The organism is Rothia sp. HMSC073B08 (assembly GCF_001812975.1).
GTDB lineage: Bacteria > Actinomycetota > Actinomycetes > Actinomycetales > Micrococcaceae > Rothia > Rothia mucilaginosa.
On the sequence record NZ_KV811082.1, the window covers coordinates 126,580 to 144,741 of the forward strand.

At 60.4% G+C, this 18,162-nt stretch carries 14 protein-coding genes and 1 pseudogene; 2 read left to right on the top strand and 13 right to left on the bottom strand.

What is annotated here, in order from left to right:
* Positions 1 to 77 precede the first annotated feature (77 nt).
* From HMPREF2884_RS09440 to dnaJ, 12 genes and pseudogenes are all read right to left on the bottom strand, one after another.
* On the bottom strand, positions 78 to 200 hold the full coding sequence (locus tag HMPREF2884_RS09440; RefSeq protein ID WP_256388080.1) for a hypothetical protein: 123 nt from the start codon (positions 198 to 200) through the stop codon (positions 78 to 80).
* A 1-nt stretch (position 201) separates the two neighbouring features.
* A complete protein-coding gene (gene mshC / locus HMPREF2884_RS06770) occupies positions 202 to 1,518 on the bottom strand; it encodes a cysteine--1-D-myo-inosityl 2-amino-2-deoxy-alpha-D-glucopyranoside ligase (protein ID WP_005508676.1) in 1,317 nt (438 codons plus the stop codon).
* 158 nt (positions 1,519 to 1,676) lie between these two features.
* Positions 1,677 to 2,525 carry an undecaprenyl-diphosphate phosphatase gene (locus HMPREF2884_RS06775; RefSeq protein WP_044145830.1) on the bottom strand — a complete coding sequence of 283 codons (849 nt, stop codon included), beginning with the start codon at positions 2,523 to 2,525 and terminating at the stop codon, positions 1,677 to 1,679.
* Positions 2,526 to 2,768: 243 nt separating this feature from the next.
* Positions 2,769 to 3,671: a hypothetical protein gene (locus HMPREF2884_RS06780; RefSeq protein ID WP_070616363.1), complete on the bottom strand. Its 903-nt coding sequence runs from the start codon at positions 3,669 to 3,671 to the stop codon at positions 2,769 to 2,771.
* Between the two features lie 171 nt (positions 3,672 to 3,842).
* A complete protein-coding gene (leuA, locus tag HMPREF2884_RS06785; protein WP_005506000.1) occupies positions 3,843 to 5,591 on the bottom strand; it encodes a 2-isopropylmalate synthase in 1,749 nt (582 codons plus the stop codon).
* Between the two features lie 402 nt (positions 5,592 to 5,993).
* The gene (locus HMPREF2884_RS06790; RefSeq protein WP_070616364.1) at positions 5,994 to 7,433 is read right to left on the bottom strand and encodes an LCP family protein; all 1,440 of its coding nucleotides are present in this window, start codon (positions 7,431 to 7,433) and stop codon (positions 5,994 to 5,996) included.
* Positions 7,434 to 7,658: 225 nt separating this feature from the next.
* Complete coding sequence (locus HMPREF2884_RS06795; protein ID WP_210398947.1) at positions 7,659 to 8,816, bottom strand: GTPase Era; 1,158 nt, start codon at positions 8,814 to 8,816, stop codon at positions 7,659 to 7,661.
* A gap of 125 nt (positions 8,817 to 8,941) precedes the next feature.
* The gene (locus tag HMPREF2884_RS06800; RefSeq protein ID WP_070616365.1) at positions 8,942 to 10,408 is read right to left on the bottom strand and encodes a hemolysin family protein; all 1,467 of its coding nucleotides are present in this window, start codon (positions 10,406 to 10,408) and stop codon (positions 8,942 to 8,944) included.
* Positions 10,409 to 10,417: 9 nt separating this feature from the next.
* The gene (gene ybeY, locus HMPREF2884_RS06805; RefSeq protein ID WP_005505992.1) at positions 10,418 to 10,939 is read right to left on the bottom strand and encodes an rRNA maturation RNase YbeY; all 522 of its coding nucleotides are present in this window, start codon (positions 10,937 to 10,939) and stop codon (positions 10,418 to 10,420) included.
* A 3-nt stretch (positions 10,940 to 10,942) separates the two neighbouring features.
* Positions 10,943 to 12,070 carry a PhoH family protein gene (locus HMPREF2884_RS06810; protein WP_070616366.1) on the bottom strand — a complete coding sequence of 376 codons (1,128 nt, stop codon included), beginning with the start codon at positions 12,068 to 12,070 and terminating at the stop codon, positions 10,943 to 10,945.
* 127 nt (positions 12,071 to 12,197) lie between these two features.
* A pseudogene (locus HMPREF2884_RS06815) lies at positions 12,198 to 13,111 on the bottom strand (16S rRNA (uracil(1498)-N(3))-methyltransferase).
* A 21-nt stretch (positions 13,112 to 13,132) separates the two neighbouring features.
* Positions 13,133 to 14,269 (bottom strand): molecular chaperone DnaJ, encoded by a 1,137-nt coding sequence (dnaJ, locus tag HMPREF2884_RS06820; RefSeq protein ID WP_049337409.1) that lies wholly within the window; start codon positions 14,267 to 14,269, stop codon positions 13,133 to 13,135.
* Positions 14,270 to 14,486: 217 nt separating this feature from the next.
* Between dnaJ and HMPREF2884_RS06825 the strand changes: the two genes are divergently transcribed.
* On the top strand, positions 14,487 to 15,356 hold the full coding sequence (locus HMPREF2884_RS06825) for a DUF3097 domain-containing protein (protein ID WP_070616367.1): 870 nt from the start codon (positions 14,487 to 14,489) through the stop codon (positions 15,354 to 15,356).
* Between the two features lie 262 nt (positions 15,357 to 15,618).
* Positions 15,619 to 16,038, top strand: coding sequence for a DUF4870 domain-containing protein (locus tag HMPREF2884_RS06830; protein WP_005508694.1), 420 nt, complete (start codon positions 15,619 to 15,621; stop codon positions 16,036 to 16,038).
* A gap of 656 nt (positions 16,039 to 16,694) precedes the next feature.
* On the opposite strand, the gene hemW is transcribed toward HMPREF2884_RS06830, so the two are convergent.
* Positions 16,695 to 17,972 (bottom strand): radical SAM family heme chaperone HemW, encoded by a 1,278-nt coding sequence (gene hemW, locus HMPREF2884_RS06835; protein WP_070616368.1) that lies wholly within the window; start codon positions 17,970 to 17,972, stop codon positions 16,695 to 16,697.
* Positions 17,973 to 18,162: the final 190 nt, after the last annotated feature.

An 18,162-nucleotide genomic window follows, 5' to 3' on the forward strand; every position in this document is an offset into this window, starting at 1 on the left:
ACGCAAGGGGGTGGGTGACCCTGGACTATTCCAGGATCACCCACCCCTTTGTTGGGCTCATATTGCTCTCAGAAGCCCTACGCTTCCTTCTGCGCCTCGTACGTGCGAACCTCAGCTAACATCTCTGCGGCGAGCGCATCGACCGTCTCACGGTCGTACGGGCGAAGAGCGTACAGCTCCTCCATGACCGACGAAGCCATCTTAGAGGACCACGCCCAGGCGTGCCGCCAGGATGTCACGCACCAGCGCGCCACCGCCGACGGTGGTGTCCGCCAGAGCCTTCACAGCCCACGCATCCACAGCCGCCAAAGCAGCCGGCGCGTTCAGGTCCTCGCCGAGTGCCTCACGCACAGCAGCCAGCAGCTCAACAGCCGCCTCATCGGTGACACCTTCGGAACCCTCACGGCCCTCAGCCACCGACACCGCATGACGGTACGTATCCAGGCGAGCCTTCGCGTGCTCCAGCAGCTCATCAGTCCAGAACCAATCCGAACGGTAATGCTGACCCATAATCGCCAGGCGCACCGCGTTCGCATCCTCACCGGCCGCGCGCAGACGCGAAACCAGCACCAGGTTGCCGCGGGACTTGCTCATCTTGTGGCCGTCCAAACCGACCATGCCGGTGTGCGCGTAATGCTTAGCGTGCGGGCGTGCAGACACAGCCCACGAATGGCCCGCACCCAAATCATGGTGCGGGAACGTCAAGTCGTTACCGCCTGCCTGAACGGTCAGCGAACCATCCACAAAACGGCGGGCAATCATCGTGCACTCAATATGCCAGCCCGGGCGGCCCGCGCCCAGCTCGCCGGCATCCCAGCTCGGCTCGCCCTCACGCTCAACACGCCACAGCAGCGGATCCAACGCGTCACGCTTACCGGCACGGTTCGGGTCGCCGCCGCGCTCAGCGAAAATCTCCAGCATCTCATCACGGCTCAAGTGGCAGACCTCGCCCGGCGCCCACGAGTAGCCCTCAGCGTTCGCGGGCAGCTCACGCACAGCCTTCAAATCCAGGTACACGTCACCGTCAGGATGCACCACACCCTGCTCGTCCGTGAAACCGGGCACGCGGTACGCCAGACCGCGGCGGAACAGGTCCTCAATCAGCGGGAACAGCCACTCAATGGACTCCACCACACCCACATAGTGCGCCGGCGGAATCACGTTCAGCGCCTTCATGTCGGTGCGGAACAGCTCAGTCTGATCCTCAGCCAGCTCACGCCAATCAACGTTCGTCGCGGTCGCACGCTCAAGCAGCGGGTCGTCCACATCGGTCACGTTCTGAACGTACGTCACCGGCACGCCCGCATCCAGCCAGGCGCGGTGCAGCAAGTCAAAAGCAACATAGGTGGAGGCGTGACCCATATGCGTCGCGTCGTACGGGGTGATACCGCAAACGTACAGGCTCGCCGCCTTATCCTCCTGAACCTGAACAATCTCACCGGCAGAAGTATCAAAAATACGCGGCAACGCGGCCTGACCGGGCAGAGTCACAGAGGCGGGGGCATCCCAAGCTCGCATGGGTTTCCTTTCCGTAAAAACGCCCACAACCGGTGGACGCGCCACACCCGCCGCCCAACCTCAAGGCATGCGGGTGCCAAAAAATCTACTCCAATAAGAATACCCGCCCGTGAGAAACTCACGGACGGGTATGTCATATCACGCTGAGGGCTAAAGCCTTAGAACGCCGAAGAAGTAGCGTTCAGAACGCCAGTGCCCAGACCAACGAAAATCAGGATACCGAGCGCAATACGGTACCAGATGAAAATGCCGTAGGACTTCGACGACACGTACTTCAGGAACCAGCCAATCATCAGGTAACCCACCACGAACGCGACCAGAGTAGCCACGATAGTCGACGGGATACCGTAGTAGCCGGTCGCCTCCTCGCCGGTGACCACCTTGAAGGTCTTGTACAGGCCAGACATGAACACGGCAGGCATGGCCAGCAGGAACGAGTAACGTGCCGCAGCCTCACGGGTGTAACCCATGAACAGACCCGCGGTAATGGTACCGCCCGAACGAGAAACACCCGGGATCAGTGCCAGCGCCTGTGCGCAACCGTACAGCAGGCCGTGACGGAACGTCAGGTCCTTCAGCTCACGCTGCTCGCGGCCAAAACGGTCCGCAAGGCCCAGGAACACCGCAAAGACAATCAGCATGGTCGCCACAATCCACAGGCTACGGAACTGGGTGTCAATGTAGTCTTCCAACAGCAGACCCAGAACACCGATAGGCAGAGAGCCAATAATAATCAGCCAACCCATGCGGGCATCCGGGTCATTGCGCGGTACGCGGCCGGTAAGAGCGCCAAACCACGCCTTCACAATGCGCACAATATCGCGCCAGAAAAAAATCAAGACCGCGGTCTCAGTACCCAGCTGGGTGATTGCGGTAAACGCGGCGCCCGGGTCAGCCTTCTCCGGCAGAATCTGGCCAACAATGTTCAGATGCGCCGATGACGAAATCGGCAGAAATTCGGTCAGGCCCTGAACAAAGCCCAAAATAATTGCTTGAATCCATTCCACGCATTCAAGGATACAGGAGGCGCACTCGCCCGGGGCGGTTCGCCGAAGGTGATGTGGAACCTCCGCAAACCGCCCCGTCCACACTGTGAAACGCTCAGGGTGCCGTTTCAGGAGGTACACCGCGGTGCAACCGGGGCTTATCCACGGTTCATCTACGGCTCAGGAGGCCGCCCAAACACCTCAAATGCGCGCTCTCCGGCGCATCAAAGGTGCGTCAACGGCGCGCTCTCCGGCGCAAGCGTACTAGCCGCACGACCAGTCAAAAACACCAGTCTCAAAATCAAAAACAGCGCTACCGCACCCAAAATTCAGCACATCAAACTCATCGAACTCAATATAACGAGCCGTCAGACCCTTCGGAAGAGCCTGCGCATAAAAATGAGTGCCACCCAGGTGAGTACCCACCGCAATCAGCGGCTTCGCCCACTCAAACCACGCCGAATCCTCCGCATCCCAATCGAAAGGACTCAAATAACCAGTCTGCGGGTCAACATTCTCAAACACATCACTGGGGACCTTACCGGCATTCGGGTCATCCGTCGGAACCCACCCCACAAGAGCAGGCTTACGATCCAGCGGTTGCTGACGATCCGCCAAAGCCCAGGCGCTGAAGCTCTCCTCCTCACCACGATGCTCACCCGGCCGGCGCACATCCTGCGGCGGCTCCGTACGGGACGAGAACTCCTCCTCACTCAGGTACAGCACCGCAAACTCAGCATCCAAAATATCGCGCAACAACAACTGATGCGGATGCACCCGCGCCTGCGCATACTGCACCTCAAACGGGTCATCACTAGCAGCATTAGCAACACCCTCAGTCGCCTCATCCTCAGCGAACTGGCCATCACCGGCGAAGAAAGAGAACGCCACAACGTCCGGATACTTCTGCGCATCCGGCAGGTACTCCCCCGGCAACCTCACCGTAAAAATATGCTGCATCGGCAAACCAGTGAACGTACTGCGCGGCCACTGATCCTGCTCAATACCGGGACCAGTCGAACCCACCCAGCCAGCCTCCCACACCTCGGTGGAACCGGTAGGCAGAGCAGTATCATCACCACCGCGCAGCTCATAATTCCAAGCACGAACAGAAGAATCGGTGCCCGCCGCATCAACGGGGCTAAACACCATCGCGTAGCTTTTCATGAGAGTTCCTCTCTGCAGACTATTCGCCCCACAGCACGCCGATGCACACAACACCTGCGCACATTAAACGAGTAAGGGCGGGATACATACTCCCAGTATGCATCCCGCCCCCACATCATGCACGGCTAACGGTCACCCGCCAACCCCGCACAAAGCATGTACGGCTATCGCCTACGCCTGGCGCTCATCACGCAGCGCACGGTTCACAGCCGAAATCATCGCCTTCAAAGCCGCACGAGTCGTCGAGTTGTCCACACCAATACCCCACAGCACGCGAGAACCAACAGCAGCCTCAACGTAGCAGGCAGCGTTAGCAGTCGACGAAGACGACATGGTGTGCTCCGAATAATCCATCACGCGAATATCCACGCCCTCGCCCGACAGGATGTTCTGCAGAGCATCCACCGGACCGGTACCCGAAGCCGAACGGGTGTAAGTGTGACCATCAATGTTCAGACCAACACGCAGAGTAGTCGCACCGGTATCAGCCGAATCAATGTTAATCGACTCAATACGGTACTTACCCCAACGGTTCTGCGGATCCGGAGCCGGCAGGTACTCATCCGCGAAGATGTTCCACAGCTTCTGGCTGGTCATCTCGCCGCCCTCAGCGTCAGTACGAGCCTGAACAATCTTCGAGAACTCAACCTGAGCACGACGCGGCAGATCCAGGCCGTGATCCTGCTTCAGCAGGTACGCCATGCCGCCCTTACCGGACTGCGAGTTCACACGAATAATCGCCTCGTAGGTACGACCCAGGTCGCGAGGATCAATCGGCAGGTACGGAACCTCCCAGTACACCTCATCCACGGTCTTACCCGCCTCAGCAGCGGTACGCTCCAGAGCCTCAAAGCCCTTCTTAATAGCGTCCTGGTGAGAACCAGAGAACGCGGTGAACACCAGGTCGCCACCATACGGCGAACGCTCGTGCACCTTCAGCTGGTTGCAGTATTCAACAGTCTTACGGATACCGTCAATATCAGAGAAATCAATCTGCGGATCCACACCCTGGGTGTACATGTTCAGGCCCAAAGTGACCAGGTCAACGTTACCGGTGCGCTCGCCATTACCGAAGAGGCAACCCTCAATACGGTCAGCGCCCGCCAGGTAACCCAGCTCAGCAGCAGCCACGCCGGTACCGCGGTCATTGTGCGGGTGCAGCGACAGCACAATGTGCTCGCGGTGGTTCAAGTTGCGGTGCATCCACTCGACAGAGTCGGCGTACACGTTCGGGGTAGCCATCTCAACGGTAGCGGGCAGGTTCACAATCAGCTCGCGGCCGTTCTGACCGACCTCCAGCTCCTCAGCTACAGCGTTCACCACGCGAGCCGCGTACTCCAGCTCAGTGCCGGTGAAAGACTCGGGCGAGTACTCGTAGATGACCTTAGTATCAGAGATCATCTGCTCTTCGTACTTGCGGCACAGGCGCGCACCCTGCAGGGCGATGTCCAGCACGCCCTCCTGATCCTGGTTGAACACCACGCGACGCTGCAGCACGGAGGTCGAGTTGTAGAAGTGCACAATCGCCTGCGGTGCGCCCTCAATCGCCTCAAAAGTGCGGGCAATCAGGTGCTCACGCGCCTGCACCAGAACCTGAATGGTCACGTCCGAAGGAATGTGGCCATCCTCAACGAGAGTACGCACAAAATCGAAGTCAGTCTGCGACGCCGAAGGGAAACCAACCTCAATTTCCTTGTAACCCATCTTCACCAGCAGCTTGAACATCGCAAGCTTACGGTCGGTGTCCATGGGGTCAATCAGCGCCTGGTTGCCGTCACGCAGATCCACTGCGCACCAGCGCGGAGCCTTCTCAATGACCTTATCCGGCCAGGTGCGGTCCGGCAGGTCAACAACAATCTGCTCGTGGAAAGGGCGGTACTTGTGTACCGGCATGGGGCTGGGCTTCTGGTGGTTTTTCATGATGAATTTCCTGTTGGTTGGTCCGTCTCGCTCTACCCCAATTGTGGGGCTCGTACCGTACCGGGTATCGGTCCCCGGCAGCCGTGTTCAAGGCGGTGCATCAGAAAGGATGCAAAGGTGAGATGCCGCGTCAAAAAGCCGGAACGGTCGCGGCAGATTCTAGTGTGCCCCGTTCCGGCGAATAAGCAGCAGATTCACTGCCTGGCGAGTAACCCCGCGCATGCTCTCACCGTCAATAGTCATGCCTCCACGCTATCACAGGGGTCGGAGGCGGCGGCAGGGCACCCGGGAAGCCGTCCATCATCTGGAAAGAATTAACGGCAAAGGGGCGCAGCCACCATTTCTGGCGCTACGCCCCTTCTGTTCGCTATTCACGCATCTGCGCTATGCCCTAGCTAGAACCTAGTAGGCGAAAGCAGTCTGGCACTTGTGCTGATCAGCAGTCTGACCGGTCGCGTTACCCGCAATCGCAGCCTCCTGCTTCTCCATCGCCTCACCGGACGGGAAGTCAGTACCAATCGTCACAGACACGCCCAGAACCTCTTCAGTCGCTACCACGCGGGTCACGTTCAGCTTCGCGGCAATTTCCTTCGCCTCCGCCTCGTAACCGGTCGAGTAGAACACCGTGGTGAAGTTCGTCGGGCTAGCGGAAGTACCGGGAGTAACATTCGAGTAGCCCAGGCCCTCAATCACCGAAGCGATCGTAGCCGAGCGGCCATCCAGACCGGTCGCGTTGTACACGTTCACCGGAACCGTACGATCCAGCTGAACCGGAGCGGCAGAAGTAGCCGGTGCCTCCGGAGCCTTCTCCTCCTTCAGCGACTTATCGTCACGCAGACGCTGGAACACGTTCGCAGCATCCGCAGAAACCTGCAGGCGGTTCTCATCCTGGCTCCACGGCTCAGTCGGCACCGTCGCAAACACAACATTCGACAGGTCCACGCCACCAAGAGCCGCACCAACACCCACCAGAGTGCTGATATTACCCAGGTTCTTATCCACCGTCACGTTCTGAGTAATCGCCTCAGCAATGTTAATCAGACGGCCCGGATTCGACAGAGTACCCTCGCTCTTCACCTTACGCAGCAGCGAAGACAAGAAGCCCTGCTGAGCCTGAATACGACCAATATCGGAACCATCCGAGAAGCCGTGGCGGCTACGCAAGAACGCAAGAGCCTGCTCACCCTCAACAGTAGAAGTACCCGCAGGAAGCTTCAGGCCACTGTACTCGTCATCAATCGGAGCGTCCACACACACCTGAACGCCGCCAACAACCTTCGACAGCTCCTTCACAGCGTTAAAGTCCACCAACATGAAGTGGTCAATATTCACACCGGTCAGCTTGCTAATGGTTGCCACAGTACAACCGGGGCCACCGCGAGACAGAGACTCGTTAATCTGAACGTTCTCCTCAGCCGGGTACACGGTGCCGCTCTCAGGGTCAGTACACTGCGGCACATCAACCATCAAGTCACGCGGGAACGACAGCACGCTCACATTCTTACGGTCCTTGCTGATCTGCAGCAGCATCATCACGTCCGCGCGAGCCTCAGAATTGCGGTCATCCTCATCACCGTACGCACCGTTATTACCTTTACGGGTATCGGAGCCAATCACGAGAATGTCCAAAGCGCCGTTCTCCAGGCCGTCCTTGTAATTGCTGATGTTCAGCTCCTGAGTATGCAGATTATTGCGCATACGCAGAGCCACCACGCCACCAAAGCCAACAACAATGACGAGCATGCAAGCAGTAAGCAGAGCAATCCACTTATTGCGATTTGAAGTCATCACCGTCGTGCGCATATGACGACCGGTGCTTCGTAAACGAGGTGCCTGGGGCATACCTTTTCTCTTTCTGCCGGTGAGCAAGTGCTTTCTCAGAGTAACACTCTTCCCTATGAGCGCCGAATGAGAGTGAAAAGTTTCACCCGGAGGCATGCACATATTTCTGCAAGTCACCGGGTGAAAACTATGGATGCGCGCCCACCCCGAAGACAACCTCTCAGGGCCACCTTTCGGGGTGACCTCTCAGCGCAAATTCTCTGGGCGATGCGCTCAGGAAAACTACTAGAATCCCAGGCGATTCAACGCACGCGCGTCAGACTGCCATTCCTTCGCAACCTTCACATGAATATTCAGGTAAATGCGGGTACCGAGCATCGCCTCAATCTGCTCACGAGCCTTCGTACCAATCTTGCGCAGGTTCGAGCCGCCCTTACCGATAATGATGTACTTCTGCGACTCACGCTCCACATACAGGTTCACGTGCACATCCAGCAGCGGGTTATCCTCCGGGCGGCCCTCACGGAACTCCATCTCCTCAACCGTCACAGCAATCGAGTGGGGCAGCTCCTCACGCGCACCCTCCAGTGCCGCTTCACGCACGAGCTCCGCGATGAGGGTTGCTTCTGGCTCATCGGTCAGCTCACCGTCCGGGTACAGCGGCGGCGACAGCGGAGTGTACTGCGCCAGCAGGTCAGCAACCGCATCCACCTGGAAATGCTTCACAGCAGACACCGGGATAATCGCAGCCCAGCCGCCCTTACCGTCAACCGGCATCGGCTCAGCAACCTCACCGGCATGGCGCTTAGCCGCAGGACCCGAACCCTTCGCGAAAGGCACAGCATCATTCTTGCCGCCCTTACCCTTGGGGCCCTTACCCTTCTGCTTCGCACGATGCGCGGCACGCTTAGCACGAGCCGCACGCTCAGCGCTCATGACCTCCTCGCCGAGCGCCTCAACAGCCAGCAGCTGCTCACGCAGCTCCTCAGAGCTCACAGTGTCAGCCTTCGTCACAATAGCAACCACCGGCTTATTGCTCGACGCCACCAGCTGCGACGCAATGTAACGGTCACCCGGGCCAATCTTCTCATTCGCCGGAATGCAGAAGCCCAGCACATCCACCTGCGAAAGGGTGCTTGCCACCAGGTCGTTCAGACGCTCACCCAGCAGAGTGCGGGGGCGGTGAATACCCGGGGTGTCCACCAGAATCAGCTGGTACTCGTCCTTGTGCACAATACCGCGGATCGTGTGGCGGGTCGTCTGCGGACGGTTCGAGGTGATAGCCACCTTCTGACCGACCATAGCGTTCGTCAGAGTAGACTTACCCGCATTCGGGCGGCCCACCAGCGACGCGAAGCCCGAACGGAAATCCGCCGGGTAGGTCGGCAGCGGGGTGCTCAAGTCCAGAGTGCTCAAATCGAGCGGGGTGTACTCCTGGTCCATTGTGTTTCTCCTTATCAAACCCCGTGCGGGGTGTATGGGATGCCAGCCTCATCTGCCTGCGCCTTCCGGGGCGGGGCGGCCGACTCAAAGTGTGTTAGGGAAATTGCGGCGTCTATGTTCGATGTCTAGCGGTTGCCGTGCTGATCGATTGCCGGCTCAGCCTCTGCAATATCTCCCGGAAGATCCGGATGCGCGTGCGGCTCAGCCACAGCGGGAGGCTCCGTATCCACGGTGAGGATGTCAGCAACCTCCGCGGAATTAGGCTCCGAGGAAGACGCAGAGGAACCTTCAGCGGTCTGCTGCTCATCACGAGGCGGCTCATACCACGCCTGCAGCATATCCACCTGGTGGCGGCGGCCCGACGAACCAATCGCACGAATATGAATACCGTCAATCTCAATCTCAGAACCGACAATCGGCACCATACCCAGATGCTTAGCGAGCAGACCGCCCACCGTATCAACATCTTCATCGTCGAGTTCACGACCGAAAATCTCGCCCAGCTCATCAATACCCAGACGGGCAGAGAGACGGAACGTGCCGTCATCGTTCAGCGTGTACTCGGGGCGCTCATGGTCGTACTCATCAGAAATGTCACCGACCAGCTCCTCAATCAGGTCCTCAAGCGTGATCAGACCGGCGGTGCCGCCGTACTCATCAACAATGATCGCCACGTGCGTGGACTCGCGCTGCATCTCACGCAGCAGGTCCATGGCGCGCTTCGACTCGGGCTCAAAACGAGCCGGGCGCATCAGCTCAACCACGGTCGGCAGGGCGGTACCTTCGGGGGCCTCACCGTGCAGGATGAAGGCGCGCATCGCGTCCTTCAGGTAGAGCACGCCCAGAATCTCATCGCTCGAATCACCAATCACCGGCATACGCGAATAACCCGAACGCAGGAACAGGCTCAGCGCCTCACGCAACGTGGTGTCGCGGCTAGCGGTGAGCATGTCGGTGCGCGGAACCATGAGTGAACGGATGCGGGTATCGTCCATCTCAAAGACGGACTGCACCATCTGCGCCTCGTCGTCCTCGATGGTTTCAGCGTCGGAGGCGCGGTCCAGGAACTCGCGCAGCTCCTCCTCATCGAACACGCCCACCGGGGCCTCAGCCGAACGTTCCGGCGCCAGGCGCACACTGAGCTTATCGAGCAGACCGGTCGCCGGGCTCAGCAGAACCGACAGGTAGTGCACCGGGCGAGCCAGCACACGAATCGACGTGACCGGGCGGTTACGACCCAGAGCACGCGCCAGCACGTGCAGAATCGGGTAGCCCACCAGCGCAACAATCACGAGGGTCAGCACGACGGCGAGCGCGTGCACCTCGACCAGGTTCAGCAGGCAGGTCATGGTGGCGAGCACCGCGGCGGCGGCGGCAATGAGGCGGGTCAGGCGTAGCGGGTGCGTGTACGCTTCGGAGTCACCGTCGAGGGTGCGCTGCAGGACGCGCGCACCGAGGGTGTCCGGGTGTGCCTCCACTGCTTCCTCAGCCTCGTTGTGCGGCAGGTAGGTGAACGCGGTTTCGGCGATTGCCGCGACCACGGTCAGGCAGAGCGCGAGAACGGCGAGGAGGGCTGTGAGTAGAATGTCCACGCCGCTCCCCTAGTGTCGGGTTTCGACCGGTGCCGGGCGGCCCAGGAACTCTTCGAGGATGGACCGCTGAATGCCGAACATTTCAGCTTCCTCTTCGGCGGTGCCGTGGTCGTAGCCGAGGCAGTGCAGAATGCCGTGGGTGGTGAGCAGGCACAGCTCGTCCAGGGTGCTGTGACCCGCGTCTGCGCCCTGACGTGCGGCGACGGGCGGGCAGAGGATGATGTCGCCGAGCATGCCGCTGGAGGGGTTTTCGGGGGTCCCCGGTTCCAGCTCGTCCATGGGGAAGCTCATCACGTCGGTTGCGCCGGGCAGGTCCATCCATTCGATGTGCACGCGTTCCATTTCGTCTTCGTTCACAATGGCGATGGACAGGTAGGTGTCATCGGCAAGGTGCATGCGTTTGAAGGCGTGCTCGACGAGGCGGGTGAGCACCTCGGTGTCTACCGCTTCGAAAGATTCGCGGATGAAGGCGTCGGTTGCCGGGTCGGCACCGGTTGCGGGTTCTTCACAGTCGAATTCGATCTCTGCCACCGTTTAGCGTCCTTCCGGGGTGGTCTGTGCGTTGTCGGAGTTGTTCTCGGCGTTCTTTTCGGAGCCGCCGTTGATGCCGGCGCGGTCCAGCAACTTCTCGGCTGCGGCCTCGATGGTGGCGCGCTTGACCTTGCGGTTGCGCTTGCGTTCCATTGCCTTCTGGTCTTCGCCCCACTGGTCGTAGGCGGACACAATGTTCGACACCAGGGTGTGGCGAACCACGTCAGAGGATTCCAGGATGCTGAAGTGAATATCCTCCACACCCTGCAGAATGTTGCGCACCTGCTTCAGGCCGGAGGCGGCGCCACCGGGCAGGTCAATCTGGGTGATGTCACCGGTAATGACCATCTTCGAGCCGAAGCCCAGGCGGGTCAGGAACATTTTCATCTGCTCGGCGGTGGTGTTCTGCGCCTCGTCAAGGATGATGAATGCGTCGTTGAGGGTACGGCCACGCATGTACGCCAGCGGTGCGACCTCGATGGTGCCCGCCTCCATGAGCTTGGGGATGGTTTCGGGTTCGAGCATGTCGTGCAGCGCGTCGTAGAGCGGTCGCAGGTACGGGTCGATCTTCTCGTTGAGGGTGCCGGGCAGGAAGCCCAGACGCTCGCCAGCCTCCACGGCGGGGCGGGTGAGGATAATGCGGTTCACTTCGTGGGTCTGCAGCGCCTGCACTGCCTTCGCCATGGCGAGGTAGGTCTTACCGGTACCCGCCGGGCCGATACCGAAGATGACGGTGTTCGCGTCGATAGCGTCCACGTACTTCTTCTGGTTAATGGTCTTGGGGCGAATCGTGGTGCCGCGGGTGGAGAGGATGCTGGTGGACAGCGAGTGCGCCGGGTTGCTCAGTTCGTCGCCGAGCATGCCCATGAGGCGGTGAATGACCTGCACGGTAATCTGTGTGTCGTGGCTGGAGAGCACGCGCAGCTCGTTCAGCAGCTTTGCGGCGGTGTTGACGGCCTCGGAGGGGCCGGTGATGAGCACGTCCAGGTCTTTGGGGCGCAGGCTAATCTGCTCGAAGTAGTCCTCGATAATTGCCAGGTGCGCGTCCTGCGGGCCGAGCACGGCGATCATTTCTGCGGCGCTCTTGAAGGATACGGTGCGCGCGGTCGAGAGAGGTCGGGAGGTAGTCATATGGGCTCCTTGGCTAGTGATGTATTTACAAGTATAGATGCGCGTGATGCACCACGCCCTGGTGGATGCCTGTCAGTTGGATTCCTGTCAGCTAGGTTCTATCGGAGGGAATCCAGTAGCGGGCGCTCTACCAGCGGCCCAGCACCACGTTCAGGGTGCACATGGCGGCAGAGCCAGCGGTGGAGGAACGCAGCACCTCATCGCCGAGTAGTGCCAGTTGCGCGCCGGCGTCGGTGAAGAGCTGCACTTCGCGGTCGCTGATGCCGCCTTCGGGGCCGACGAGCAGGTAGATCTCTTCGGGCAGGTTCTCTGCCTCTACAAGCTTGCATACCAGGGCGCTGAGGCGTTCGGTCGCCTGCTCATGCAGGATGAACACGGCGGCGGACTGCTCAGAACCCTCCCCAGCAACTTCTTCAATGAGTTCCACCAGGTCGGCGGTGCTGTACAGGTCGTACACTTCGGGAATGAGCGCGCGGCGGTGACAGTGTTCTGCCACTTGGTGTGTGCCTTGGAGGCGCGCTCCCCCTTCCAGCGCACGATGGAGCGGTCCGCGCTCCACGGAAGCACACCGTACACGCCCAGCTCGGTGGCGGTTTCGATGGCGAGCAGGTCGCGGCCGTCCTTCGCGAGCGCCTGCACCAGGTAGATGGAGGGCACGCTGCGTTCCTCGCGTAGCTCCTGCACCTGCACGCTCACGCCGTCCGCATTAATGGAGGCGACCGTACCGAGTGCGCGGCGGCCGGTGCCGTCACCCAGGTCGATGCGTTCGCCAAGCTCAAGGCGCTTGACGAGGGCGTGCTTGCCTTCGGAACCGCTAAGCGCGCAGGTGGCGCCGGGGGTGAGTGCGTCGTATTCTTCCGTGCTGATGTAGAAGATGGGGGCGCTCATGGTTCTCCTTGAGGTGCGGTTTAAAAGCGTGGGTAGTGTGCGGGTGGCGTGTGAAATAGGTGTGCTGCTTAGCGCGGGCGCGTACAGCGCAGCGCTGACAGCAGTGCTGACAGGAATGCGGCGGGTGCGGGGTGAGTACCGCACCCGCCGCATCCTCAGCTTGGTGTAGGAATCCTACTTAAACTGGTCCTTCAGGCGGGAGAAGAGACCGCCGCGGTGCTTGACCTGCGAACCCTCGGTGAGGGATTCACCGCGCAGGGCGGCGAACTGGCGCAGCAGTTCACGCTGTTCTTCGGTCATGTCGGTGGGGGTGACCACCTGGATACGCACCAGCAGGTCGCCGCGACGCTCGGTGCCGAGCACGGTTGCGCCCAGGCCGTTGAGGGTGATCACGTCACCGCTCTGAGTGCCTGCGGGGATCGCAACTTCCTGGTCGCCGTCGAAGGTCTTCAGCGGGATGGTGGTGCCCAGTGCCGCCGCAACCATGGGGATGTTCACGGTGGTAACCAGATTGTCGCCCTCGCGGCTGAAGTACTTGTCGCGCTTGACGTTCAGGTCAATGTACAGGTCGCCGTTGGGGCCACCGTACAGGCCTGCCTCGCCCTTGCCGCGCAGGCGGATACGCGCCTGGTCGTGCACGCCGGCGGGAACGTTGAAGGTCAGCGGCACGTCTTCACGTACTCGGCCCTGACCGTGACATTCAGGGCAGGGGGTCTTGATGACGGTGCCGTAGCCGTGGCAGTCGGGGCATTCGACCTGCTGCATGACGGTACCGAGGATGGACTGCACGCGGCGCTGCATGAAACCGTGACCGGAGCAGGTGGTGCAGGTTTCGGGCTGGGTGCCCTCTGCGGTGCCTTCGCCGTTACAGGACTTGCAGGTCACGGCGGAGCGACGCTCAATGGTCTTCTCAACACCGAACACGGCGTCCTGCAGGCTGATGGAGACGGTAATCAGGTCGTCCTGGCCTTGACGCATGCGGGATGCGGGGCCGCGGGCACCTGCCGCGCCGCCGGTGAACATGTTCAGCAGGTCCTCGAAACCGCCGAAGCCGCTGAATCCGCCGCCCGGGTAGCCGCCGCCTCCGGGGTAGCCTGCGCGGCCCTGTTCGTCGCCGGTGGTGTCATAGTTGCGGCGCTTTTCGGGGTCGGAGAGCACCTCGTAGGCGAGGGTGACGCGCTTGAATTCTTCGGCTGCGTCCTCGGAGGGGTTCACGTCCGGGTGCAGCTGGCGTGCCTTCTTTCGGTACGCCTTCTTGATCTCTTCGGGGCTGGCGTCGTTCGATACGCCGAGAGTATCGTAGTGGCTCATGCGTTTCCTTCCTCTCGAGACGATGGCGGTGCTCGATGAGTGCACCGCCAATAATGGTCGTATCAATTCTAGGGGATACTACCCCCGACCCGATACAATGGCTAGGCTGAATGGGGGTCGCTCCCGCTATCCGCTTAATCTGCGGTGCGTGTGCCCCTGAAATCGGCTCCGTAGTCCTATTGCGATTTTCACCCCTACCGCCCCAAAGGAGAATACGTTGAGTACCCACCACTCCCCCTACAGCTGGGGTGCCCAGGATCTAAACGCCGCCCGCATGAGCCGTCAGGCGCCGGCCCCGCGTAAGGTGCCGCTGCGCCGCGGCCTGCTGATTGAGGATATTAACGGCTGGGTGGGTGAGGTCGTGAAGGCTGAACGCATCGGCGGTGCCCTGTTCTTCGGACTCGAGGATGCGAAGGGTCGCGTGAAGAATTTCCCGTTGGGTCCGGGCTACCTGATTGAGGGTGAGCCCGTTGAGATTGTCGCTCCGGTGGCGGCAAAGGAGCCGAAGCGCACGATTTCTCGTTCCGGTTCTATTGCGGTGAAGAACGCCCCGGCTCGGGTGGCGCGCGCCTCCCGCATCTGGGTTGAAGGTCTGCACGACGCCGAGCTCGTGGAGAAGGTCTGGGGCCACGATCTGCGCGTTGAGGGCATTGTTGTGGAGCCGCTGCACGGCGTGGATGATCTTGCCGGCGCTATTCGTGAGTTCGCGCCGGGCCCGGGCCGCCGCCTGGGTATTCTGGTCGACCACCTGATTGAGGGCACGAAGGAGCAGCGCATTGTTGCGGATGCGATGGCTGTGCCGGGTGCCGCCGGGCATGTGAAGATCGTGGGCCACCCGTTCATCGATATTTGGCAGGCGGTCAAGCCGTCGGTGCTGGGTTTGAAGGTGTGGCCGCAGGTGCCGCGCGGTGAGGATTTCAAGAAGGGCACACTGCGTCGTCTGGGTCAGCCGCACGAAACGCAGGCGGATGTGGCGCAGGCATGGAAGCACATTCTCTCCCGCGTTGACTCATACGCTGACCTGGATCCGACGCTGCTCGGTCCGGTTGAATCGCTCATCGATTTTCTCACCGAACCGGGTGCCTAACCACACGGAAACCCGCTATTGCGCCCCCGTCTGCGGGCGCAGGTGTGAATTTGCTCAGAACCTTTCCCTCGAGGGCATTATCCTGTGGGTTTTGTTCCCTAAAGCGGTACAATAGTTGAGCGTGTGGCATTGCCCCTGTGGGTTTATGTTGCACCCTCACTACACTCTGGGTCACCACCGCTCAAACGATTTGCCTCTTCGGAGGGTATTTCCACCGGCTTAGGTGATCACCACAAGAAACTTCTATCGAACCAGGATTTTCGTGACTAACGATGTTCGCCCGGCAACCGGGCCTCAGAAAACCCGTAAGATTAGCGTGATTCAGGACCGCAACCGTGCGACTTTCGCGCATTTCGGCGGCATTCTCGGCATCATCCCTTCCGCTGCGGTTTTCTACGTCAGCCGCAATAACGCGCCCTTCGCTGAGCAGGAGGCTCGCGAGGCAATGAACTTCACCCTCCTGCCCTCCATTGCTCTGGTGGCGCTGTGGGTCGTGTCGTTCCTGCCCGGCATGGGCAACATTGCCATGGTTCTAGGTGCGCTCGTGTGGCTGTTCATGGCTATTGCGTCGCTGCGTGCCGGTATTGAGGTGAATCGCGGTGAGCCGTACAGCTACCGTATGAACCCGCGCCTGCTGGACCGCTTCTACTCCACCGAGAACGCAGAATCCGCAGAGTCCTAAGAACTGCCGGTCCTAAACCGCGCTGTCTCAGAACCGCGCTGATAACTTTTACGATGAACGCCCCGCACGTTGTGTGCGGGGCGTTCTACGTTTAAGTGGGGCTTCTTTGCCTAGTGCGCGTGAATTGCTGCAAACTCTACCGAATGGTGCTGTAGATAATCGTTGTTAAACGATCGTGGGCCCCTGTTACCAGGAGCCCACAACCGTATTCACTCAACTTCAGCAAAGACGAGAACACGCTGTTAGACATATACCGTCCTGCCATGACCTATTATGGCACAGCGTAACCTTCAACCACAACTTGAAATTGGGTGTTTTGGAGAATTTTTTCTAAGGAAAGTAATCGAAAAATACGCATCCCAAAAGCGGCATGAAGGAGTGGAAAATTCTTTCGGCTAGTCCAGCACAAATGCGAACAATTAGCACACCGGTGTAAGGTGTGATGCTCCCCCAAAGTCCCTCCAAACAGACCCGAAAAAATTTTTTAAAAGTTTTTCTGAACCCACAAAAACACCCCGAAATCACCGAAATATTACGGCAATACCGGGGTGCACGCCGCGTGCAGGCGGCGGCAGAGACAAGGGGCAAATGAAGTTGAACCAGATCTGAGCCAAGACACAGCTCCAGCTGAAAAGCCCCTAATCAAGCAGGTATTTCTAGTGCTCTTCAGAGACCTCCGGGAGCAGCTCACGGGTCACAGCGTCGCCCAGAAGTCGCCCCTTGAGGGTCAGTCGCACGTGGGCTTCAGGGTCAGGTTCAGCTTGAGAATTCAAAGCATCAGGCTCAATCAGAGCTTGAGAAACTAGCCAGCGCAACGAGGCGCCCAGCTGCGCCTCATCGTGCACCGCGAGCAGCTCGCGCATCGCCAAACCCTCACGCACACGGATCATGAGCATAATCGTCTCAAAAGCACGGGTGGCGGTCTCCAGCACCTCACGTGCCGCCGCCGGGGACTCCCCCGCACGCACCTTCTGCGCGTAGGGCACCGGGTGCTTCACGTTCCACCAGCGGGTACCGTTCACGTGCGAGTGCGCGCCGGGGCCAATGCCCCACCAGTCCTGGTTGCGCCAGTAGGCGAGGTTGTGGTCGCTGCGAGTGTCCGCGCTGCGCGAGTAGTTGGAGACCTCGTACCAGTTGTAGCCGGCTTCGGTGAGTAGCTCCTCGGCGAGCAGGTACATATCCGCCATGAGGTCTTCATCGGGCATGGTGTATTCGCCACGGCGGATCTGCGCGGCAAGCTTGGTGCCGTCCTCCACGATCAGAGAGTACGCGGAAATATGGTCCGGCTCGTAGGAAATTGCGGCGCGAACACTTTGCTCCCACTGCTGCTGGCTCTCCCCCGGCGAACCGTAAATCAGGTCCACGGACACCTGCAGGCCGACCTCCTTGGCCCAGGCGACGACCTTCGGCACGTTGGAGGGTATGTGGGTGCGGTCGAGTACCTGTAGCACCTCGGGGACGACGGATTGCATGCCGAAGGAGACGCGGGTGAAGCCACCGTCCTTGAGGGTTTGCAGGTCTTCGCGGGTGACGGAGTCGGGGTTCGCTTCGGTGGTGACTTCTGCACCCTCGACGAGGCCGAATACGTCGATGGCTGCCTGCAGGATGCGTACGAGGTCGCGGGCGGGCAGTTTGGTGGGGGTGCCACCTCCGAAGAAGACGGTGTGCATGGGGCGTTTTGCGACGCCGGAGGCTTCGAGGGTGCGGGCGGCGAAGAGGATTTCTGCGATGGCGTCGTCGGCGTAGGTGCCGAGGCCGATGCCGTCGCCGAAGTCTTCGGTGGCGTAGGTGTTGAAGTCGCAGTAGCCGCAGCGTACGGAGCAGAAGGGGATGTGTACGTAGAGGCTGAAGTCGCGGGTTTCGCATCCTGCCGCGCTGGTGGCGGGGATGCGCCCGTCGCGGGGTGCGGGGGCGCCGGTGGGCTGGGCGGGCATTCTGCCTCCTGGAACTAGGTGTAGAGGTCGGGGGGATCAAATATGGGCACCGCGCATGCGGCTACGCGGGTAGTATCAGCAGGCGGGTAGTATCAACAGACAGCGTGCAGAGAACCCGGCGGTACACGAGGCACCAGCCGGGTTCTCCACAATCAACAGGTCAGCACACAGCCGGAAAAGCTACAGCAGC

Bases quoted from the DNA above. Each gene is read 5' to 3' on its own strand.
- HMPREF2884_RS09440 (WP_256388080.1), bottom strand. From the start codon at position 200: ATGGCTTCGTCGGTCATGGAGGAGCTGTACGCTCTTCGCCCGTACGAC.
- mshC (WP_005508676.1), bottom strand. From the start codon at position 1,518: ATGCGAGCTTGGGATGCCCCCGCCTCTGTGACTCTGCCCGGTCAGGCC.
- HMPREF2884_RS06780 (WP_070616363.1), bottom strand. From the start codon at position 3,671: ATGAAAAGCTACGCGATGGTGTTTAGCCCCGTTGATGCGGCGGGCACC.
- leuA (WP_005506000.1), bottom strand. From the start codon at position 5,591: ATGAAAAACCACCAGAAGCCCAGCCCCATGCCGGTACACAAGTACCGC.
- HMPREF2884_RS06790 (WP_070616364.1), bottom strand. From the start codon at position 7,433: ATGCCCCAGGCACCTCGTTTACGAAGCACCGGTCGTCATATGCGCACG.
- HMPREF2884_RS06795 (WP_210398947.1), bottom strand. From the start codon at position 8,816: ATGGACCAGGAGTACACCCCGCTCGATTTGAGCACTCTGGACTTGAGC.
- HMPREF2884_RS06810 (WP_070616366.1), bottom strand. From the start codon at position 12,070: ATGACTACCTCCCGACCTCTCTCGACCGCGCGCACCGTATCCTTCAAG.
- dnaJ (WP_049337409.1), bottom strand. From the start codon at position 14,269: ATGAGCCACTACGATACTCTCGGCGTATCGAACGACGCCAGCCCCGAA.
- hemW (WP_070616368.1), bottom strand. From the start codon at position 17,972: ATGCCCGCCCAGCCCACCGGCGCCCCCGCACCCCGCGACGGGCGCATC.